The organism is Lacrimispora sp. (genome assembly GCF_031982545.1).
In the GTDB taxonomy this organism is placed as follows: Bacteria; Bacillota; Clostridia; order Lachnospirales; family Lachnospiraceae; genus Lacrimispora.
The window spans coordinates 70,934-92,562 of sequence record NZ_DALYXB010000008.1 but is presented as its reverse complement, the minus strand read 5'-3'; the positions used below and the strand labels follow the sequence as shown (position 1 = coordinate 92,562).

21 protein-coding genes are annotated in these 21,629 nt (G+C 36.6%); all 21 read right to left on the bottom strand.

Annotation, left to right across the window (positions count from 1 at the left end; genetic code table 11):
• Positions 1-22 precede the first annotated feature (22 nt).
• The gene (cpaB, locus tag ABS301_RS14550; protein ID WP_349672905.1) at positions 23-841 is read right to left on the bottom strand and encodes a Flp pilus assembly protein CpaB; all 819 of its coding nucleotides are present in this window, start codon (positions 839-841) and stop codon (positions 23-25) included.
• A 118-nt stretch (positions 842-959) separates the two neighbouring features.
• Positions 960-1,124, bottom strand: a complete 165-nt coding sequence (locus ABS301_RS14545) for a Flp family type IVb pilin (protein WP_104436451.1) — start codon at positions 1,122-1,124, stop codon at positions 960-962.
• 113 nt (positions 1,125-1,237) lie between these two features.
• Positions 1,238-1,399, bottom strand: coding sequence for a Flp family type IVb pilin (locus tag ABS301_RS14540; RefSeq protein WP_349672904.1), 162 nt, complete (start codon positions 1,397-1,399; stop codon positions 1,238-1,240).
• A gap of 12 nt (positions 1,400-1,411) precedes the next feature.
• Positions 1,412-2,089: a prepilin peptidase gene (locus ABS301_RS14535; protein ID WP_349672903.1), complete on the bottom strand. Its 678-nt coding sequence runs from the start codon at positions 2,087-2,089 to the stop codon at positions 1,412-1,414.
• 292 nt (positions 2,090-2,381) lie between these two features.
• Complete coding sequence (locus tag ABS301_RS14530) at positions 2,382-3,269, bottom strand: tyrosine-type recombinase/integrase (protein WP_349672902.1); 888 nt, start codon at positions 3,267-3,269, stop codon at positions 2,382-2,384.
• A gap of 221 nt (positions 3,270-3,490) precedes the next feature.
• On the bottom strand, positions 3,491-5,395 hold the full coding sequence (locus tag ABS301_RS14525) for a hypothetical protein (RefSeq protein WP_349672901.1): 1,905 nt from the start codon (positions 5,393-5,395) through the stop codon (positions 3,491-3,493).
• Positions 5,361-6,917 (bottom strand): hypothetical protein, encoded by a 1,557-nt coding sequence (locus tag ABS301_RS14520; protein ID WP_349672900.1) that lies wholly within the window; start codon positions 6,915-6,917, stop codon positions 5,361-5,363. Before ABS301_RS14520 ends, ABS301_RS14525 begins: the two co-directional genes overlap by 35 nt.
• Positions 6,918-6,982: 65 nt before the next feature.
• On the bottom strand, positions 6,983-7,759 hold the full coding sequence (locus tag ABS301_RS14515) for a hypothetical protein (RefSeq protein WP_349672899.1): 777 nt from the start codon (positions 7,757-7,759) through the stop codon (positions 6,983-6,985).
• A 69-nt stretch (positions 7,760-7,828) separates the two neighbouring features.
• Positions 7,829-10,447 (bottom strand): molecular chaperone, encoded by a 2,619-nt coding sequence (locus ABS301_RS14510; RefSeq protein WP_349672898.1) that lies wholly within the window; start codon positions 10,445-10,447, stop codon positions 7,829-7,831.
• A gap of 50 nt (positions 10,448-10,497) precedes the next feature.
• Positions 10,498-10,968, bottom strand: a complete 471-nt coding sequence (locus ABS301_RS14505; RefSeq protein ID WP_349672897.1) for a DUF5071 domain-containing protein — start codon at positions 10,966-10,968, stop codon at positions 10,498-10,500.
• 311 nt (positions 10,969-11,279) lie between these two features.
• Positions 11,280-11,843, bottom strand: a complete 564-nt coding sequence (locus ABS301_RS14500) for a hypothetical protein (protein WP_349672896.1) — start codon at positions 11,841-11,843, stop codon at positions 11,280-11,282.
• Positions 11,844-11,873: 30 nt separating this feature from the next.
• A complete protein-coding gene (locus tag ABS301_RS14495) occupies positions 11,874-12,266 on the bottom strand; it encodes a hypothetical protein (protein ID WP_349672895.1) in 393 nt (130 codons plus the stop codon).
• Between the two features lie 98 nt (positions 12,267-12,364).
• Positions 12,365-13,297 carry a hypothetical protein gene (locus ABS301_RS14490; protein WP_349672894.1) on the bottom strand — a complete coding sequence of 311 codons (933 nt, stop codon included), beginning with the start codon at positions 13,295-13,297 and terminating at the stop codon, positions 12,365-12,367.
• 35 nt (positions 13,298-13,332) lie between these two features.
• The gene (locus ABS301_RS14485; RefSeq protein ID WP_349672893.1) at positions 13,333-14,508 is read right to left on the bottom strand and encodes a phage tail tip lysozyme; all 1,176 of its coding nucleotides are present in this window, start codon (positions 14,506-14,508) and stop codon (positions 13,333-13,335) included.
• A 428-nt stretch (positions 14,509-14,936) separates the two neighbouring features.
• On the bottom strand, positions 14,937-15,689 hold the full coding sequence (locus tag ABS301_RS14480) for a hypothetical protein (RefSeq protein WP_349672892.1): 753 nt from the start codon (positions 15,687-15,689) through the stop codon (positions 14,937-14,939).
• Positions 15,690-15,766: 77 nt separating this feature from the next.
• Positions 15,767-16,042, bottom strand: a complete 276-nt coding sequence (locus tag ABS301_RS14475; protein WP_349672891.1) for a hypothetical protein — start codon at positions 16,040-16,042, stop codon at positions 15,767-15,769.
• Positions 16,043-16,449: 407 nt separating this feature from the next.
• Positions 16,450-17,442 carry a hypothetical protein gene (locus tag ABS301_RS14470; RefSeq protein ID WP_349672890.1) on the bottom strand — a complete coding sequence of 331 codons (993 nt, stop codon included), beginning with the start codon at positions 17,440-17,442 and terminating at the stop codon, positions 16,450-16,452.
• A gap of 311 nt (positions 17,443-17,753) precedes the next feature.
• Positions 17,754-19,157: an N-acetylmuramoyl-L-alanine amidase family protein gene (locus ABS301_RS14465; RefSeq protein WP_349672889.1), complete on the bottom strand. Its 1,404-nt coding sequence runs from the start codon at positions 19,155-19,157 to the stop codon at positions 17,754-17,756.
• Between the two features lie 3 nt (positions 19,158-19,160).
• Positions 19,161-19,745, bottom strand: a complete 585-nt coding sequence (locus ABS301_RS14460) for a hypothetical protein (protein WP_349672888.1) — start codon at positions 19,743-19,745, stop codon at positions 19,161-19,163.
• Between the two features lie 3 nt (positions 19,746-19,748).
• The gene (locus tag ABS301_RS14455) at positions 19,749-20,321 is read right to left on the bottom strand and encodes a hypothetical protein (RefSeq protein ID WP_349672887.1); all 573 of its coding nucleotides are present in this window, start codon (positions 20,319-20,321) and stop codon (positions 19,749-19,751) included.
• A gap of 21 nt (positions 20,322-20,342) precedes the next feature.
• The gene (locus ABS301_RS14450) at positions 20,343-21,611 is read right to left on the bottom strand and encodes a contractile injection system protein, VgrG/Pvc8 family (protein ID WP_349672886.1); all 1,269 of its coding nucleotides are present in this window, start codon (positions 21,609-21,611) and stop codon (positions 20,343-20,345) included.
• Positions 21,612-21,629: the final 18 nt, after the last annotated feature.

Sequence of the window (21,629 nt, the reverse complement as noted above, 5' to 3'; positions counted from 1 at the left end):
GATTCCCCTTTCCGAAAGAAAACTAATTTCCTTCATAATTTTCAAGTACCGATCCACGGGGTTCGTTAACAACACTGCTGTCCTCCTGCGGTCTGAGTGCCAGCTGAATTTTCCCTTCCCCGCTCTTCATGAGGGCAATCCGGGCTGCCTGAGAGGGAGTTACTTCCAGTGTGACGCTTACGTATTCCTCATCTTTATAGTCTTTTGTGCTGTCAAAGGAAAACGAGTTTCCAAGTGCCGCAACCTTAATATTCTGCAGGGCAATGACAGAAAACTCATTTCCTATTGAATCATTTACAATCTGGGCATTTGCCGGATTCTGGGGTCCCATGATCCGCTCCATGGCCAGTCCTGCCGGAAGCTCTTCTTCGCTCCCCGGCACAGATGATTTCAGGGAGCCTGTAAAAATAACGTCCACATAGTTTCCAACTCTGAGATTATTGGAAACCCCCTGTTCTAAATCCGTATTTATGGATATCGCCCGTTTTCCTTCCTCCAGTCTGGAGGAAAGTCCAAGAACTTCTGCATTGTCATCTGCGAGCCTCCGGTCAGTCAGCACTTCATCCTGAAAGACATTTGTTACACATACCTTACCCACTACTTCCTCCGGCTTTTTATAATAGCCCTTCGTTTCTTCATCAACCAGTACCTTTTTCAGCTTTATCATATCCTTCGTCAGTGTTGTGTAGGGACTCAGATCCTGCGCTGCAACGACCACTTCGATCTTCTGCCCGTCTGTCTGAGTCTGAGACTGATGGTTCTCTCTCATTGCAAGCATCCGGTATCCGGCTATGAACACAAGGAATGCCACTGCCAATGCAATCAAACGAATTTTTTTCACCTTAATTCCTCCCTGGTATTACACTTAATTACAATTCAAGACGAGGCTCGCAGATGTTCACTGTATATTCGCCTCGTCTTTTTATAAGCAACAGCCGGTTTGATTTTTTATCCTTTTTTTACGGCATTGAAGTATTTATCTTATCAAATGTACCCTGAACCTTACCACCAAGTGCCTGTAATCCAACAATAACAGCTACAGCGATCAATGCGAGAATTAAACCATATTCCACCATTCCCTGTCCGCTTTCCTCAGAAACAAATTTATCCCAAAGTTTTTTCATATTTTTCACCTCCCCATCTTCTGTGTATTTAGAAATAATATAAACTTCATTATACCAATTTCCATATTTTATCTTTCCTATGTTCTAACCAAACCGGCTGGTTACTACAAACATTACGGAAATACAGGCAGCAGACTGTTCTGAATCAGATTAAAAATCTTAACCGTAGCCTCTGACATATTTCCGAAGGTAATCACGGCCACGATCACAACTGCTGCAAACAGAGTTGCATATTCTACCATGGCCTGTCCATTTTCAGATCTTAAGCTTTTCATATTCTCCTCATTTTATAAAATAGTGATTGAAATGTACGGCCAGAGCAATGCGATTAAAAAGCCTGCCATTATGTGTCCGCACATGGGGAACGTACTGTCCCGGGCTAAAAAACCATATTTCATGCCTGCCAGACAATAAAATCCGATGACACAGGCCATTCCGGTCAGGAAGTAAAAAACTCCGGGAAAGCCCACCGTTATTCCAATAATCATGGCGAGCTTTACGTCTCCCATTCCAACTCCGGCAGTTCCTTTCCTTAAATAGGTAAACAGCATGGTCAGTCCGAAAATAACAACAACCATCACCATCGCTGCTGCGGAACCAAAAAGCCCTGCCAGGCCGCCTGAATGTATGCGGTATGTAATACCTGCTGTCAGAATCACCCACAGCATTTCATTGGCGATAATTCTTATTAACCGGTCCACACAGACACCGAAAGCAGCAATATAGCAGATGAGCATCGTAAATATAGCCTGATCAAAGGGTAATAAAAAGCAGGACAATCCTGTAACGCCTGCAGTAAAAATAAGGCTTAAACCTTTCCACCTGAGACCGGGGATTTTTAACGGTCTCGGATATCCCTTCCGCCTGCATTTATAACAGGCAAAGGAATATGATAACTCTGGTATAAAATAACCAACCAGACTGCTCATGCCGGTTAAAACGGCAGTACCTAAAATTCCATTCATTTTTTCCCTCATGTTCCTGATCTTATAAGGTATGTATACCGGATCAATGACTCGCTTATATTCAGTTACAACAGAATACCTCTTTTGTTGTAAATAAAAGAAAATTTAACCAGAGGTGAGTCTTTTATAAAAAAAAGAAGGACACCGCAAACAGGCTGGGGATTTTTTCACAACTCCAGCCTGTTTGCGCTATCCAGATTCAACAAATTTATACAATTAACCTAGTTTATTAAAATAATTGTAGACTTTTAAGCATTTATGTAGTATATTAAAGAAAAGATTCGACTTATTATTACAACAAAAGAGGTATTCCGTTGTATTGTGCGACTAATAGATCCAATTGCTCCAGTATTTTTAAATGTGCATGACCACTTTCCTTTGTGTAAATACGGGTAGTATTCACGTCACTGTGTCCCAATATATCTGCAAGTCTCGATAAATCTTTCTCCATCATATAAAAGGTCCTGGCAAACAAATGACGAAGGTTATGAGGAAATATCTTTTCTTCAGCAACTCCGGCCAGGCTGCCCAATGCTTTCATCTCCCTCCAGATATTGCTTCTGTCAATCGCTTTTCCATTACGGGTAATAAATATCATACCGGATATAATATGCCGCTTCTTTGCGTACTCTGATAATGTTTCGCATAATTGGCGGGTAAGCAGGACGGTTCGGATCCTTCCTTTACATTCAACCTCTGCCACACCACTCCTCACCGCTTCAACAGTAATAAAGGGCAGTTCGGAAACACGGATACCACTGGAGCAGATCGTCTGCAGGATCATGGCCAGACGTTCATTTTTGTTTTCCTGTGCTGCTTTTACCAGCCTTTTATATTCGCCTTTATTCAGCTCCTTTTGCTCTGTACAGAACACGCTTCTGCTGACCTTGTAAAATCTCACCCGGCAATCCGGCCAGCCGCTGTATTTAAAAAATCCATTGACTGCTGCCAATGCTCCGTTGGCAGTCACAGGAGAAAACCTTTTCCGCAGCTGGGCTTTCCATAAGATTACCAGCTCTTTGTTTATGCTCCTTCCTTCCAGAAAGCAGGTAAATTGCTCCAGATAATACCGGTATTTTTGAATGGTAACCTGGCTCTTTTCCTGGCAGTACAGCCATTTACAGTATTCTTCAATTACGCCTTCTGTTATAATTCTTACTACTTTCTGATTCTCTTTCATATTTCCCTCCATAGTCTGCTATTGACATAATTCAGAATTGAAATTGTTTTATGCAATTCAGTATCTGAAGATTATATCACTTATATGCAATATCGAATAATTTTTGTGATTCAGATAGCAGATAATTTGAGTTTGTAAAAAATATGAATAGTTATTCATTAAAATATCAGATTATCCATATTCCAAAAATGCATTAGGTACTTTACTGTTTAATTTGACGCTTACATAAAAAATAACTTTATAGAGGCAGGGGATAAAAAAAGAGAGGAGCTCCATAATATGAATGGGGTTCCTCTCTTGTGGGCTGGGTGCAGTGTGAATCTTGGATAAACCGCTCTCTGTTGATATACATCTCCTTTATAACATACGCTCAGGAAATCATTGTTTTTATATAGAATTTCGTACTGTATAGAAAGGGATAAATCATACATATTAACTCCCTGGCTTTGTGAATAACCTGTTAATTCAGTGAAAGCCTCTGTTTTCAACAAATAATTAATACTTTGCTGTACACCCGAATCGGCTAATCCTGTAATGGTCGGATAAAAAATATCAATGGTATCACTTTTTGTAAATTTTTCTGGAACAATATTATATAATATATGATCCCCCATATCCTGATTTAAGTTTATCCATTCAATTTCATTTTTTATATTCAGTCCTCCATCAGAATCACGGCATAGATACTTTGCTGTTAGCTCCTCCCACTGTTTTTGGGTAACCTTAATATTATGAAACAGATACTCATCATCTTCATCATAACTTCCATTTTCATTTGAATCGTAACATGAAAATGGAATATTCCACACCTCATCACCTGCAAAATTATAAATATGATAATTATATATCTCATGCATTGGAGCACTACCTGGTTTATAACTGACAAAAGCACCATTTTTCAATGCAAAATAATACAGATTGGGGGATAGATCTTTCCAGATGGTTAATTCCTCATCCTGCACTGTATAGATCACATAATAACGAGATGAATTAATGTGTAATTCCGGATTTCCATCGCCATTAGAATCAAAGAACGCATATTTTGTACTATATCGTTGACCATGTTCCCCTGTAGGAATCGTTAACGAGTCAATATCTTCACCCTCTTTTGCTTTTCTTTTTCCGCACAGGAATTCTCTGAATATGATTTTAATTCTTTCAATATCGCTTGCTTTTTCACTTATTTGCTTATTTGAACTTTTTTCTTCTGTTTCCTGTTGGTAACAATCACTCAACATTTCCTCATATGTATAAGTTAATGCCAAAGTTTGCTGGTATGCCAAATCTATCGATTTAAAATAACCTGCAACTAATTGGTCATATTGTTCTCTGGTTACTCTGAAAAAATATTTTTGATGATATTCGTCAAAGTACCGTTTGGATTTCATTGCTTTTGTATATTTCACTGTTTTGCCTGCGTACTCAGGCATAGAAACCATATATGCAGACTCTTGCTGTTCTGTTTTATCATTCACAAGCGCTTTCGAATGAAAGTAAACGGTGCAATTCGGATTTCCGTTTTCATCTAATATATAGAATATATTATTTTCCTGAAATCTAGACCAGAATACTTTTTGAGTACCTGCTAAACCATACCAGGTTGAACCTAAATCCGCCCACAAAACAAACCTGTCTGACTTTAGATTATACTTAAAAACATACTTGTATCTTGCACCATCAGTGATATACAGTTCCGGGTTTCCATCTCCACTCATATCGAATAGCATAAGCAGGCTTTCTTCAAAGTTCACTTCATGTTGTAAATCACCGATTGAAAGTTTTTCTCCCGTTTTTCTATCATAGAAATCTGCCTCTCCTTTAATCAGCTTAACATATTCTTTCTTATATAAATCATATACTGCTGTATCTCCCTTTCTGAATTTCCCGGAAAAGTCTACCTTGCCATAAGCTGATTTTAAAATATTATATGTTGCTTTGTCAACAAACTCTATCTCTCCATTGTGCGCAAAAGAACTACTGCTAAAGCTGTCATAGGAACGTTTTTCATTCAAATCTGGATTGTTAACGACTCTTAATGTGACAATAGATGAACATAATAGTAGTAAGATTATAATAAACGGTTTTATTCTATTATTCAAAAACATCATTACCCGACAACTTCTCATATGTAAATTCCACCTTTTTTATAGCCTTTTTTGCTGATCTCACCGCCTTAAAATAACTTCTAGTTAAACTATTATATTGTTTTTCTGTTACCCTAAAATAATATAAATCCTGATTCTCATCATAGAAAGCCTGCTTTCTCATATGTTCGGTTAATTCATCCTGGTTATATTGATCTACATATTGAGGTAATGACACCATAAAAATACAGCTGTCCTTTTGGGTCTCAAAATCCCTGTAACCCTCTGTTTTAAACCAAAGAAAACAATCATATTCGCCTTCTTCATCCAACATAAAAAATGCATCTTTTGCATTTCCTGAATAACCAATTTTCTTAGTTCCCATTAAAAATATATATGGAGTTTCATACTTTTGCCATAAAGTAAATAAATCCGACTCTGTATCATAGCTAATAACGTAAGTGAAGCTTGAATTGTCCGATATGCACAGTTCCGGACTTTCATCACCATTTATATCAAAAAGGTAATAGGTATAATTATTGGGATCGTACCTGCCAAGGTCAACATCTATAGAAAAGTATCCATATTCATTTAAATAAAATTCTTCGCCGGTTTCCTTTTCAGTAAACATCGCTTCATTTTTTAACAGCCTGCAAAATTGCTTTTTATACAGATTATATTCTTCTACATTGCCGGTATTAAAAGAAACATTAAAGTTCAATTTATTATAGGCTGCCTTAATCTTTAAATACGTTTCACTGTCAATATAATTAACATTTTGATATTTAGAAATTATCATGTTATCTGGAGACGATTTAATCGCCATTAATTCTTCGTAATCAAAGGATTTTGGCGCATTTTTACGCAAATCATCAAATGGCTTCTTCATCATTTCCCACTGTTCTTTTGTAACGTCTGTTCTGTTGCTGGTGGTATTCAGTTTATCAGGCCCATCTGGTAAACGCATCTCGACAGCAATTGAGTACTCAAAATAAGGCTTTTTCGTTTCATCTGGTATAATAACATCTCCCATATAATCCTTAAAAAAAGTGATAATAGTGATAGGTTCACCTGATATATCAATAACTTCATAAAAGGTCGCTGAGCTCGAGGCTGAGCTTGAAGCCATCATAACCTGTCCGTTTCCTAAAATCTCTGTATAGATATGAGAATCTAATGCCGGACTTAAAGTATCTGTATCTTCATCGTAATAATATGTCAATAATACATTTGTTGGGAACATGATTCCTATATCTAACTTTTTATCTCCATTAATATCAACAACAAAAAATTTACTATCTGACAGCATCTCCTTATAGTAGACTGAAACCTCATCCGAAAAATGATGTTTTGTCCCGTTCTCTTTTATTGCTATATCATCCTGGATTAAACGTATTAATAACCTCTTGTAAGAATCTTTACCCCGATCTACGTCAATCATCAGGACTTCATTATCGCCCTTTTCCCTTAAAGTGCAAGAAGTCATCACAAACAGGACAGCTGGAAACAGAAATATAATAAGAGCCACTACAATGCTCATCTTTTCCGTTTTGTTACTTTTCATTATACTTTCCATCTCCTGTTCTATAAAATAAATTTTCCATTTCTCATCAACCGAAAGATTAAAAATCAATCTACAAGTATTCGATGCCTTTCCTTCCTAATACCCACACTTTTTTCTCCTCCCTTTTGAATTTCTTCAATTATGCTGCGCATAGAGCGGTAAATTAATTGATTATTTCTAACTGTCTCCATCCTTATTCCACTCCGCTTACTGATATAGGAAGCTAATACATGAACTGGAATTGTCCCAGGCTGGGTCAGGCACAGATAAGCAAATGTTCTGTCTTCTAACTGACTATTTTCACTTTCCAAAACAATCCTTGCAAAGTATTTTACAATGGCAGGTGAAAGAGTTTTACCTCCCAGCCCTCCCCACTCTGAATGAATGAGGCTGACCGTATCATATTCTGTTTCCATATCTCCAAAATCCCTGTATTGATCTCTGAGCCGTGCGCCGCTCCGCAAGTGAAAGCGGCATAGTTCGAATTCATTTTCTTCCTTCTTTTCATCTGTTGTCACATAATACTCCATTTTGTAAGCAATATAATCCTGAGAAGTCCTGTCGATTTCCACTTTCATTCTTAAACACTGCAGGTGCTCCTTGGGTGAATAAGGTATCCGTTCCTCCTCTGTCTGAAGACATACAAAATTTCCGTATTTAAAGATTCCGGGACCAATAACCAAATCATTTTCTCTGACCTTTATCTCATATCCTCTCAGAATTCCCTGGTCGTATTCCTGATATTCCAGTTGAATATGGGCAAAGGAATAATCTCTTAATGACCATAGCAGTTCCTTCTTTAATATTCGGTTGCGCTCAAATAACGGGTATAAATTCTGCATCTGCTGGTTCCTCCCTGATCTTTTATCTGCTTTCTGATTCTTCTATATGCACTTTTTTATTTCAGCCCATCATTTCATCCCATCAAAAAAGCTTTGAACCCAACCGTCATTTTCAAAAGAAAAATTCTCCTCATTTCCAAGATACAGTTTTTTCTCCTTCCGGTACACCGGCACCACAGTAAAGGCCCCTTCCATAGGGCTGGCCCATACAAAAAACTTTACTTCCTGTTCAATGATATCATCTGTATCTGCCTGTAAAATGTGTTCTCCATACAACTTCTGAATCTCTTCATATTCTTTTTCTTTAAAATCCTGAGGATTACTGTAAGATGTGTATTGATACCGTTCCCTTCCTGATAAATCTTTTAAATGAAGCTGCAGGGTTAAATCCTCCATATTTCTGGATATCATTCCACTGGGACTGTTCCGCTTTAGCGGGTGGATTAACACCACCTCATCTCCATTGTGAGTAACAGCGGTGATCTGATACGGCAGTGCTGGCTCTTCTGTGCGGATTGTCACATCTGCAAATCCATATTTCTTGTCCTTTAAATATTGCAGTGCTCCATCCACACATGCCATCTTGAGTTCAAAATCTTTGGTCGTATCCCCGCTTCTGCGTTTAAACCGAATGGCCTTTCCAGGAACAAACTCCTTTAGGGCATCCCGGAAGAGTTCAATCTTGCAGGATTGTCCAGTTAGTCTGATAATGGAATAATCCTCCAACACATCTTCCTCATACATTCCTTCTACAAATTTACGGATAACTCCGTAAATATCCGCCTTTAATAACATTTCAATCTCATAGATACTGAAATAAACAGTCGGAAATTCTTTCATAGTCTCAAGCCCTGATGACTTCCGGCAGGTCATCTTCCATTTGTCTGCGGGGATCCAGCGGGTAGCACTCTCCCTCACTTCCTGAGAAGACAATGCCACCCGGAGAATTCCAACATGATTATAAAACTCCTTTTTTACCACCTCTGCCAGATGATATAAAAAGTAGAAATTATTTTTTACCTTGTAATAATCTGCACGGCTCCGGTTCTCATACTCCCTGAAACGGGTGGGCAGATATTCCTCCGCTTTATTGTACTCCAGTTCTAATTCACGGTATAATTCTGACGCCCCGCTTTGATCCACACATCGGAACACATCTACATCGTATCCTGCCAGAATCTGTTCTTTTGGAAGCAGGGTACCGGGAAATAACTGGTTTACTATGGAGATTTTTAAAAGCTGCATAATCCGGAAGGTTAAGTTATTTCCTCCAAAGTCCGTATCTCCATTTTCATAGGAAGTGTCAATTTCAATCCGGTAGGATACACGATTGTCCCAAATACGGAAACGGCAGGAGCAAAGATCTGTGGTACCTCCACCGCAGTCTATCATAAGTGCCTTGTATTGTTCTCCTTCTTTTGCGGTCCCTCTCTGTATCATTCCTGATATTGTACTGTATAGAACGGAGACACCTTCATCAATCATATCTCCCTTTTCAACTGCATACTCCGAAAGGATTTCGGAAAACAGTTTTTGAAACTGAGTTTTCTGCTTTACCGGGCAGGAGACGTGGACACTCTTAATGTCACATTTAAAACGGTTTTTGACTGCATTTAAAACAAATTCAAAATATTCCCTAAGGATTTCCTTTCTTGAAATAAATCCCCGCCTTCCCTGGCGATCCGTTATTTCTTCCAGCTTTTCATAATCACCAACCCAGCGTTTCATATCATAGAACACGCAAAATCCCTCATCGATATAGCTGGAATCAGCCAGGCGAATGGCATCATAACCGAACAGAAAAGCAGGTTTACCGGATTCTACCGCCTGAACTCCTGCCACACTTGGAAACAAAGTTGTCTCTTCCCAGTCTGATGAAGTGTCATAAAACAGTGCATAATTAACCGCGTTGGCTTTCAGCCCTTTTTCCCCATCATGAAGACCAGACTTTTCAAAGTAAAGACTATCTAAATAAACGCCTGCTGTGGTATTGGACGTCCCAAAATCCATGGCGACTGGCATGGATAAGGGAACTGGCTTTCTGATCTCAAAGTCCAAAAGAGGCATCCGGTAGACGTTAAGATTTTCTGGTATGTAATCATATTTTCCATTATAGATCTGATATAAGAGCTCTGACTCTTTACGTCCCACGCAATACAGGCTGTAATTTTTTATGCTGGACTCCCTACAGGAAATCTCAGCCGCCTTTGTCAGATATAAACAGTCCTTTTGCGATCCCATTGGCACAACATTTAGAATTGCGCACAAGGTCATGTCGCCTCCCACCACAAAGGCATTGGTTCCTGCCAGCCGTTCTTCATAGGGTATGGTCAGCCCGTCATAATAGCCAATTGCCAGCCCGTCATATGCTACAATTTTTGAGCCACACTGAAGGTTCATATCCTGCCGTTCCTGAAGTTTGCTTCCTTTCAGTACATTTTCTAAAGACTGGAAACCGGCTTCGTCCGGACTATCTATCAAAAAATACTCTTCCGCACCTTTAAAGCGGAGAATTACACGGATAAGTTCTTCCTTATCCATGGGATTAATAATTCCATGAAGGATCTTTTCTTTCCTGCATATTTCACGCAGTTGGAAAGTTGTCATTAATTCTAAATCATTTTTGTGGTAACGATTGTCCGTGACCTTTTCTTCCTGACGCTTTAATACATACCCATACTTGTCCATTTCATTCCCCTTTATCTCTTGTCTGATTTATTACAATGTAAATGAGATTTTTATAAATCCCTTGTATAAAATATTTGGTAAATTTCTTTATTTTGAAAATCACACGATCCAATTATTAGTTCCTGTGCAGCCATATACATTCCTGAAATCCACATTTCATCTCCGTGTGATTTTGCCTCTTGTAAACACTTTTCCATAACGGATACAACATCTCTTTTATCAAAAGACATTAAGGCTTGAATTACATCCTGATATACCGGCCAATTAACGTCCTGAAGCAATCCGAAAAGCCACGGCAGGCATTTTAACTTTTGCGGATATCTCATCTCATGTATGATAAGTATCGGATTCAGCCAACAGAATTTTGTAGAAAATTTATTGTAAGAGAAGTATTTAAGTATATCTATATTTTCTTCAGAAAAACATTCCGCTAACTGGTACAATTTGTCTGGATTTATGGATTCATTATTATATATGTCATATTCATGTAATTTTAATAATTTATCAACCTCTGAGGTCATCTCACCCACCTTATGTATTATATTAAGTGTCTTTGTTCTTGCCTTCTTATCGCCATTTTATATAACAAGCACTAACTACTCAAGATTCAACTGCCATTATTTCTTCATAATTAAAGGGCTTTGGCGCATTTTTACGCAAATTTTCAAACGGCCTCTTCATCATTTCCCACTGTTCTTTGGAAACTTCAACTGTGCTACTAGCAGAATAAGTTCCTGTACTCGAAGAGGAACTCGATGCCATCATAACTTGCCCATTACCTAAAATTTCAGTATAGATATGATGACCCAACGCTGGCCTTAGAATAATAAACTTATCGCAGATAACCTGATAAATAATATATTGTACCTGTATAACTATTTTTCCATATCTGCTCTTTTTGATTTTCCTCAGTAAACCAGTCTGAATGTTGATAATGCTCCGAGTAAAAACTACCTTGTTCTGATCCATAGAATAAAATATATAAAGTTGTCCAATTTTTATATCTATTATTAGTACTACCCTTTAAATAACTTGACATAGGCTCAAGGTTGAATTCTTTTAACATTTCAATAAATATATCTTCTACTTTTTCATTATCAACCCCTTTTTCTATGTAAACATCTATTGTACAGGAGTTTCGACCACGCCCGATTTGTAATTCTATATTTTTGATTTCTGGATGAATACTGCACATTTTATCTTTAAAATCATAAAATACTGAATTTATTATACGATCATGAATCTTAATACCACCTATTATAACTAAGCTAATAGTTAGAAGTAAAATCCATCCTCCCTTAACTTTTTTTATAAATTTATATAATACAAAGCAAATAACTAATAAAGTAATTAGCAATAAAAAAATTATAAAAGGGAGGCGATTAAAAGATTCCATAAATTCACCTCACTAACTTTATTATTATTTTTATTCAAAATATCGCAATCCTTGATACAGCCATTCATTTTGTATATACTCATCTAAATCTACTTCACCCCAACCACCCCATGAGGAAACTTTTACTTTTGCTTTATCATTAATTTCATTTATTTCTAATTCCGTAATTGTCACCCAATGTAACACAAATGAGGTACCTGTATCTTTTCTTCCATTAGGGTATGTTATTGTTACATTACTGCTCCCACCTGCTCCAATTAGCATTGATACAGGTGAATCCACTGGTGAACCATTCATATGATCAATTGCTATTGGTCCGTCATATTCAATCTCACCCACCCTTACATATTTTATTAAAATTGTTTTCTTGAAATATTTTAAAAGCTTAATAGCAAAAGCCAATGCCAGTTCTTTTCCAGCCATTATTTTCATATACCCTAAGGGTTTTGTAGTTATTCTAACTGGTTCTTTATATACATGATAAACTGTTAGCCCATTCTCTTTATCTCTCGTTAGATTAATTACTGCTCAATAGAGTTATCATAGACGGAAGGATCGTAGAACTCCCCATTCTCTTTTTGATAAAAAGTCCATACAATACCTTCATAATCTGTTTCCATTTGTACATCTTTTAATCCATCGTCATTTATATCTTCTAGGGTGACATTAATTATCTCTGTTCCCACTTGAAATGGAGCACTAAAATCATAGAAAATGTAATTGTCTCTATCTAATAGAAATGCTCCCGGATGTGGTTTATTACCACTAAAAATCACTGTCGCCAGGCATACTTCCCCCCAAGAATTTAAGTCTACTTTATATAAATTGAGTTTTTCCATTTCAATATATTTTTTTATATCCTCTAAATTATATGGTCTGAACGAATAAGTGCCTTTCATAGGCTTTAAATTATCATAGTACTCTTCACCTTCTTTTAAATTTTGATATATCTTACGAATAGTGTTATCATAATTATTAATATCCATAAAACGTACAGTATTATAATCCATTGTAGCTACTATTTTATTTTCTTCCTTAAACTCTAATAAAAGAGATCCTGTGTTTCCATTTTTCCCTGTAAATTGGCACTCAGCATGACTATTATTTATTGTACCTATAAAGTCATCTAATACTGGCGCATTTTTATAATAATAAAAATCTGGCTCCGCAACTCTATGTGTAGCCATTTTCCCCATTATTTTACCATTCTCTATTTTTGTAATAAAGAATGATGCCGGATATACATAATCCCCACCGTCCCATTCCTCTCCGACCCAAATCTTTTTTAGATATAAATTGTAGTCAATAGAATCGTTAAATATGAGATTATTTTTTTCTATTGACTCTGCTACGAAAGAATGTGAACTATCAGTATTTATTACACAACCTGTTAAACCAGTGCATATCATCATAAGAAGCACATACTTAATAAGATAATAACGTATATTAATCAAAATCATCACTCCTTTATATATTATACTGGTACATATTATAAATTACTAAAGTATTTATACCACGCTTTAGCATTTGAGGCCCTCTTATTTCTTCTGGATTGATCATCGCTTGATCGTTCATAATGACCATGAAAGACTAAAGCCAGATCACTTGGTGAATTAGTCGAGGCAATAAAATCTGAAAATGACATTTTGTATGGAGCACCATATTTATTAACTGCAGACCCTTGCAGCCATATACTTTGTTTAGGCTGGCATTCCCATATTATAAATTCCAACTCCAAATCTAAGAGGCACTTTGGATCTTGTAAAGCAATCTGATCTGCATTATATTCGTCTAATCCAGCATAATCAAGAAAACGAGATGCAGTACTTTGTACTAATCCATAACCTAATGATAATCTATGATGCTTCTGCCATACGCCCGGATTAAAATGGCTCTCAATTTCAATGTTTCCACATAATCCAGCAATCGATTCCATAGACCACCCCTCATTGGTCAAATATTTATATATATATTTTGCATTTGCCTCTTGTTCTGTTATAGATAAACGATCTGCATCTGTACCAGCATTTGCATAAATAATCTCCAAAACTTGCCTAAGTACTCCATTTTCATTAGCTTCATAGGACAATCCTGTCTCCGGATCAATTATGGTCCTGTTCACTGCCATAGACCCATCATCATCTACAAAATATTTTTTCCCCTTCCAATCAACTATCTTAGATGTTGCCATAGCCCCATTCTTGCCACAAAAATACCATTTTCCGTCCTTACCTTGTTTCCAGTTGTTTGTCAGCAACTCCCCTGAACTACGGAAATAATACCACGTTCCTTCAATCTTCTCCCAGCCAGTTACCATATAACCACCGGTTTCCAGACCCTTGGTTTTTTTCGATTTAAGATAGTACTTTTTCCCGCCGATGATCTGCCACCCCAGTGCCATATAGCCGTTTTTGTCCAGATAATACCAGCGGTCCTTGTAATTCACCCACTGTCCTTTCACATATCCATTTAGGTAATATTTCCACCTGCTGCCATCCAACTCCCATTTTCCAACTACTCCTATATTGGATTTATTCACATTAGATGAAGTCTGCATTGCTTGTAAATAAGAACCATTGGTCAGATTCTGTTCCGATAAATGAAAAGTCACATTGTAATTACCTGCCTGGTCTTTGTTGATAATTGCCTGGTTTGCACTTGACATAGCCCCCAGAATACTTAGAAAAACCGGATCAGCATTTGCTAGTATTATAACTGTAGGATTAGCCCCTAATACTGTCAGTATGTACTTTCCAAAATCCGATGTAAGCTGTACATTCTCCTGGGACAGCAGCGGATAAACACCCTGTGTTCTTGCCTTCTCATAGGTTGTATTCCCGTAGAACTTTTTTTACACCCATTCCTTATCTCCTTTCTAGGCGGACTCATTCCTCCGTTTTATTACACCATCATAATGTTTTACCATTCTCCTTATTTCCTCCATAAATCTATAAATGCACTCTTAACTGTCCAATTCTTCACTAAAATTAAACCTCTGGTTCATTTTCACGTTTTAGCACAATATCTGCATATTTTTTCCATTTCCAATCGTTTTTTTCACTGACATTAACATTATGTTAAAGCTCAAACTACTTATGACTCAACAGCCATTAACTCTTCATAATTAAAGGACTTTGGCGCATCATCACGCAATTCATCAAATGGCTTCTTCATCCTATCCCACTGTTCTTTGGTAACTTCAGTTGTGCTGCTAGTAAAGTTTGGATATTTTTCCTGCCCTGGTAAGCGCATTTCTACCACGATCGAATACAAAAAATTATCGTTCTTTGTTCCGTCGGATGAGATACTCCCTCCCATATAATTTCCAATAAAAGTAACCGTACTAATATATTCTCCCAAAATATTAATTACGTGATAAAAATAGGCTGTCCTCATGGAAGCATATGAAGCAGTCATAACCTGCCCATTCCCTAAAATCTCTGTATACATATGATTATCTAACGCCAAATTTAATGTATCCGTCTCTGGATTATAATAATATGTATCCAATACATTGGTAGGGTACTTAATACCTATATCTAACTTTTGATCTCCATTAATATCAACAATATAAAATTCACTATTTGGCAGCATTGCTTCATAATCGGCTGAAACGGTATCAGAAAAATAATATTTTTCCTCTCCATCTGTAATTACTATTTGATTCCGGATCAATCGTAATATTAACTTTTTATAAAAATTTTTATCCTTTTCTGCATTTTCCTCACTTTCATAACTGGAGCCCTTTATATTATTTTCAATATTGCTTTGTATAAGAACAGACTGGTTACTCGCCTTTTTTTCTTCGAAATTACAGGATGTGACTAAAAACAAGACAGTAATCAACAGACATATACACAGTATTTTTTTTTATTAAGAATAATTTTCCCCTTTAATCTTTTATTAAACACACTTACCTTCTTCTAATCAAATACAATGATCTTAACTAATTTATATTTGCTCATATCTCCATTATTTCCTTCCATTCCCATAAACTCCACTGTATTTCCATTGGCGCTACCTGGATCAGTTTTTTCCCCAGAGGCATTATTAGGGTAAGGATATCCTGTCTGACTTAAGCCATTTTCCTTACTCCCTTTGTTAATCCAAGTATGTGCTATAACATCTCCAATCCTGCAGTATAAATATACGTCCGACTCATCCCCTCGCTTTATTACAACATCAGCATATTTTCCCATATGTGTTCATCTAAGGTGCCTGTTTTCTCAAATAATATGTTAGCAACGCATTAGAAGGAGACCTGATTCCTATATCTGATTTTTTATCTCCATTAACATCAACAATATAACGTTTACTTTCTGGCAACATTTTCTCATAGTAGACTGAGACAGTATCTGAAAAATAATATTTATTCTCACCATCCATTATTTCTATTTCATTCTAAATAGCCGTAATATTAACCTTTTATAAAAGCCATCATCCTTATCTGTTTAATCAACATATTTGATATTTCCAATCTTTTATTACATTTACCACCAACTTGTAAATCTTCATCATCGGAACAAGACTTATTAATTATTTTTGACCCAATAGCAATCCAATAAGTGGGCTTGGATATTTATTTTGATACATACTTAGCTTAATTTTATTTTCCAAATAACTCTTCATATGTATATGTAACTTCATTAATATTTTTTCTGGATTGTTCGCGTAATTCAAAAAACTTATTTGTCAGCTGCTTCCACTGATCCTCCGTTATCTTGAAGAAATAAAATCTCTCCAGATTTCTATTGACATACATATCGCTATAATATCCTATTTGACTCCTCATACTTTTATAATTTTTTGTATTTTCACTACCACTTATAAAAAAAGGCAAACTTACTATATATACAGTTTCGGGCTGTTGTTTTGTTTTATTATAATACTCATCGATATAAAACCATGTAGACGTTTTTAATTTCCCATTCTGATTCAGTATATCAATTGCATAAGAGGTCCCTCTTCCATATCCTATCTTTTCACTGCCAATTAAATAATTCCAACTGGTAGGGCTCGCATACCATAACGTAAATTTTTGTATTTGCGTGTCATACTTAAAAAAATAAACAAATCTGGATTCATCAGATATGCCTAATTCCGGCTGTCCATCTTTATCCATATCAAAAAAATAATAAGTATATTTATTAGGATTATAATAAGAGTCATTATTAAAATTATGCTTTATTTCATCAAAATCCTTTAAATAGAACTCCTGCTTCGACTCTTTATATATAAAGGTCACTTTCCCATCTACCAATCGTCTAAACAGCTGTATGTAATAATCATAATCCTCTATATTTCCTTTTTCAAATTCACCATTAAAATCAATATCTTCATAAGCCTTTTTTATAATTTCAAATCCATTTACATCTACAAACTTGAGATCTTCGTAATGAAAATGATCTGAATCTATAAGTTTCTCTTCCTCTGCCTGTATTTTTAGACTTGTTTCTTTTATTGGATCAATCTGCATTTTTTCATCTTCTTTGTTTATCTGGGCTCTTATAAAATCAGAACTTCCTATATGATAGATAAGAAGAATTAATAATGCAGTTATGACCGTCTTTGCAATTATCACTATTCTGTTATTTTTCATTTTTTATTTATTCCTTTCACTTTACTAAATTACAAGTCAGTCAGGTTAAAGGGGTTGCAGGAATAAACTCGACCATCCCGCAATTGATCGACATCAGCATCTATGTACCATCAACCTAACACACAGAATGCTATTATGTTTTAATTCCTGGAGATAACAATTCACTATAAAACATGGGAAAGGCATAATAAACTTAATTTCTCAATATATGCTTGATACTTTTACGCCTTGAAACAGAAGTAACAAAACTTTAAGTCCAGGTCTAAATAATATTAATTCGCGTCCGAACACAGCATCAAATCAAAAACAACTCATTCATCTAAAACAATTATTTTCAATAATCTGTAATCGCCAGGATCAAAACCAATACCGTCCCTACCGATAAATTCAATTGATGAACCATCAACGTTTTTACTAGAAAAAGGAGTTTCATTTTTAGCGTTATCTGATTTGGGATAAGCTATGCCCGTTTGAAAAATTCCGCTTTCAACCTCAAAACTAGCTGTAGCACTAACCCATTTATCCTTTGGATGGTTATCGGGATATTTATTATATGTATGTGCTTTAGCCCCATTATACACAATGCATTCCTTAATCGTTGTCTTTTTTGTCTCTATTCTCTCTAGAAAAATATCTATTCTAGTTGGCAGCTTAAAATCACTTTCCCATATACGCCCATCATCTGGATAGTACTCATCTAATGTTCTTGGACCCACAACAATCTTTATCCTTCCATCTTTATCTTTTACCTCTTTATTTCCCTGATAAGAAAACCAATTTTTTCTAGGTTCTAATTTGGTACTTTTACCATTTACAAGTCCTTTAATGGTTTCTGGAATCATAATTTCTCTTCCGCCGACTCCTCTATCACACTCTTGGCTCAATACCCCATTGGAATCCGCCTTTAATTCCTTCCCTGTTTCCGGATCCTTTATAGTCCTGTTCACTGCCATAGCTCCATCTTCATCTACAAAATACTTCTTTCCCTTCCATTCAATAATCTGAGAGGTAGCCATCTTTCCATCTTTACCGCAGTAATACCATTTTCCGTCTTTGCCTTGTTTCCAATTGTTTGTCAACAGTTCTCCCGAACTGCGGAAATAATACCACGTTCCATCAATCTTCTCCCAGCCAGTTACCATATAACCACCGGCCTCCAGACCCTTGCTTTTTTTCGATTTAAGATAGTACTTTTTCCCGCCAATGGTCTGCCACCCCAGTGCCATATAGCCGTTTTTGTCCAGATAATACCAGCGGTCCTTGTAATTCACCCACTGTCCTTTCACATATCCATTTAGGTAATATTTCCACCTGCTGCCATCCAACTCCCATTTTCCAACTACTCCTATATTGGATTTATTCACATTAGATGAAGTCTGCATTGCTTGTAAATAAGAACCATTGGTCAGATTCTGTTCCGATAAATGAAAAGTCACATTGTAATTACCTGCCTGGTCTTTGTTGATAATTGCCTGGTTTGCACTTGCCATAGCCCCCAGCATACTTAGAAAAGCCGGATCAGCATTTGCTGGTATTATCACTGTTGGATTAGCCCCTAATACTGTCAGTATAAACTTTCCAAAATCCGGTGTAAGCTGTACATTTTCCTGGGACAGCGGCGGATGAACACCTTGTGTTCTTGCCTTCACATAGGTTGTATTTCCATACCCATTGACCTCATTCTCCATTCGGAAAGAACTTTTTTTTCCACCCATTTTTTATCTCCTTTCTGTATCACCATGCCACACGGTCTGTAAATGATCCATATAATTTCCGGATAGAACCACAAGTTCTTTCTCCAGTTTAAGAGAACGGTTCTTGAATACATCCATTGCTCCCTTAATTAAGTCAGAAAAGCACTTCTGAAGCAAATCCCAATCATCACCCAACAGTTTACGTTTTAAATAAAATAACTCCGCTGCCTCTAATCGCAAAAATTTCTTTCGCACGATCTGCTCCACTTCCTTCATATCCATTTGGATATTTTTATAAATCATATGTGGGAACCAATAAACCTGGCTTTTCTGCTCATCCAGATAAAGCATCTGATTGCTCAGTCCCAGAACAGCTTCATAGCTTTCCGTATATTCACTGCTCATCAGACGGCACAAATAAAAATATTTGACTTCTCGCTCAGTTTCACTTTCTTGCAGAATTGTCTGTTCCCTTATTAATAATTCCAGTTTTTCATAAAACAGCAATTCCATAGCAGAGAGATTATTAGCTAAATACTCACTTTTTTTCTCTATACGATCTTTTCTGTATTCTTCTATCCACTCTTCCAATTCATTACATCGGTTCATTTACTATAACTCCTCTTCTACCGCCTTAAAAATTTTCTCTACGATATTTTCCCAGTCGTTTTCAGCCTTTTGCATGCAGCTGAACATTCCGTGCATGACATATTTTCTCATTTTAATCAGATACACTCGATTATAACTTTGTCCGTCAAGCTGATATCCCTTATAATCAAACCATTCAAATTCATTTCCCTGTTCAGTACGACCTTCTGACTGTCTTTTTATAATAATGGAGGGATTGAAATTTTTTAATGCTGTCTGAAATTGTTGACTCATGGTCTTAATTTGCCCCTCCTCCAATACAACAGGTAATAGATTGGCACATATATTTACAGTACTATCCAGACTTGTTATAATAAACTTTGGTGCATTTACCGAAGGATATTTTACACGCTTGATCTCTTCTGGCATTACAACAAACTGCTCGGGAATTTGTAAATGAACACATGCGTCTGGCAATGTTATTTGTCTGAAGGTGATTAGCTCCTCTCCTGCATAAATTCCTGTTTCTAAGGTAGTATGTCTCTGCCGCTCCAGTTCTCTTTTTGCTTCCAGTAATTCTTCATCCAGGTAATCCATACTCTTTGTCTCCTCCCAATATTATCCATGATAGATTATTAATTCTTCCGGTGTGTCAATCCGTAATGTTCTGGCTTTTATCCTTATTCCGTCATTAGCCAGAATATTTAAGTCTTTTACTGTATTAACTGCAACGGTATCATCATCAATGGACAGAGTATGTTCCCCTCCCTGGGATAAGGTAAGGCTCTCTTCTGTAAGGCCTATATAATTACCATCTTTGAATTTAACTCCCCGATCTTTGTAACTGCGTTTTTGTGTATTTTGATTCAGACAGTGAATTACTGCACCTTCCTGCTGATCTTCTCCAAAAAAATGCAAAAGTGCACGTGCCCCTTTTTCTGGCATTGCATACATAATATTCCCAGTCTCCGGATACCATGGGTAGAAATAACTTCCGGTGCTTTTTTTCTGATCAATATCCAATGCAATGCTTACCCTGTCTTCTTTTACTGATTGTATCGTTCCCCAAAAACCCGTACCAGAAGGTTGTCCACAATACTGAGGGCTTACATTACGAAAAGCTCTCTCTTCTAAAGTATAGTGGAAGATTAAGTCACCATACTCATAATGCCCTTCCACACCAGTAATTGTAACTTTTCTTCCCATGTATTTCATATAATCACCTATTTTATAAAAACTCTTTCCTTCTGAATAATAGGTGATTCCAGTTTTCTTACCTATTGGCTTCAATTCTACTGTATAGCTTTCCTCCGAAAGCGGTACTACCTCTTTCCCCTGCCTCATACCAAACCATAGATTAGGTCTGCCGGTTTCTATATCTGAAATCACAAAACTTCCCAGACGGTCTGCCATTCGTTTTGCAAACTGCCACGGAGTCTCATCATAACATATGACAGGAAAACCAATCTCTGTATCAATCTCTCTGTCTCTTATTACCTGTCCTGACTGGCCTTGAACTGCCTCTCTTACAATTTCGCCATATGATTTAGCAATATCCTGAAAAGATCGGCTTAATGATTCTCTATCTAACAGCACAGAACCTGATTTTATCTGCAGGTAAAATCGTGTTGTCTGGCCAACATCTTCCGTCTTAAATTGACTGATATAACCACAGAAAATTCTTTGTACCTTTTCACTCTCTATCAGGTATAGCTGTATTTGTTTTTCACATATCTGCTCGTATCTCCAACTGACGTTTCTATTCAAATAGCCATCAAAATCCACACAACCATGTTCTCCCAGCACCCAGGAAAAACGAAATTTCTCCACCTTTAAAACAGGGATATCGGTCTCCAGTCTCAACCTTTGATTAATAATAACTTCCATCTACTACACTCCTTCCAC

Bases quoted from the DNA above. Each gene is read 5' to 3' on its own strand.
- ABS301_RS14495 (WP_349672895.1), bottom strand. From the start codon at position 12,266: ATGGCTGGAAAAGAACTGGCATTGGCTTTTGCTATTAAGCTTTTAAAA.
- ABS301_RS14460 (WP_349672888.1), bottom strand. From the start codon at position 19,745: ATGAACCGATGTAATGAATTGGAAGAGTGGATAGAAGAATACAGAAAA.
- ABS301_RS14505 (WP_349672897.1), bottom strand. From the start codon at position 10,968: ATGACCTCAGAGGTTGATAAATTATTAAAATTACATGAATATGACATA.
- ABS301_RS14455 (WP_349672887.1), bottom strand. From the start codon at position 20,321: ATGGATTACCTGGATGAAGAATTACTGGAAGCAAAAAGAGAACTGGAG.
- ABS301_RS14525 (WP_349672901.1), bottom strand. From the start codon at position 5,395: ATGAGAAGTTGTCGGGTAATGATGTTTTTGAATAATAGAATAAAACCG.
- ABS301_RS14470 (WP_349672890.1), bottom strand. From the start codon at position 17,442: ATGAAAAATAACAGAATAGTGATAATTGCAAAGACGGTCATAACTGCA.
- ABS301_RS14500 (WP_349672896.1), bottom strand. From the start codon at position 11,843: ATGGAATCTTTTAATCGCCTCCCTTTTATAATTTTTTTATTGCTAATT.
- ABS301_RS14515 (WP_349672899.1), bottom strand. From the start codon at position 7,759: ATGCAGAATTTATACCCGTTATTTGAGCGCAACCGAATATTAAAGAAG.
- ABS301_RS14520 (WP_349672900.1), bottom strand. From the start codon at position 6,917: ATGAAAAGTAACAAAACGGAAAAGATGAGCATTGTAGTGGCTCTTATT.
- ABS301_RS14535 (WP_349672903.1), bottom strand. From the start codon at position 2,089: ATGAATGGAATTTTAGGTACTGCCGTTTTAACCGGCATGAGCAGTCTG.
- ABS301_RS14485 (WP_349672893.1), bottom strand. From the start codon at position 14,508: ATGTCAAGTGCAAACCAGGCAATTATCAACAAAGACCAGGCAGGTAAT.
- ABS301_RS14510 (WP_349672898.1), bottom strand. From the start codon at position 10,447: ATGGACAAGTATGGGTATGTATTAAAGCGTCAGGAAGAAAAGGTCACG.
- ABS301_RS14530 (WP_349672902.1), bottom strand. From the start codon at position 3,269: ATGAAAGAGAATCAGAAAGTAGTAAGAATTATAACAGAAGGCGTAATT.
- ABS301_RS14545 (WP_104436451.1), bottom strand. From the start codon at position 1,124: ATGAAAAAACTTTGGGATAAATTTGTTTCTGAGGAAAGCGGACAGGGA.
- ABS301_RS14475 (WP_349672891.1), bottom strand. From the start codon at position 16,042: ATGGGAAAATATGCTGATGTTGTAATAAAGCGAGGGGATGAGTCGGAC.
- ABS301_RS14465 (WP_349672889.1), bottom strand. From the start codon at position 19,157: ATGGGTGGAAAAAAAAGTTCTTTCCGAATGGAGAATGAGGTCAATGGG.
- ABS301_RS14540 (WP_349672904.1), bottom strand. From the start codon at position 1,399: ATGAAAAGCTTAAGATCTGAAAATGGACAGGCCATGGTAGAATATGCA.
- ABS301_RS14450 (WP_349672886.1), bottom strand. From the start codon at position 21,611: ATGGAAGTTATTATTAATCAAAGGTTGAGACTGGAGACCGATATCCCT.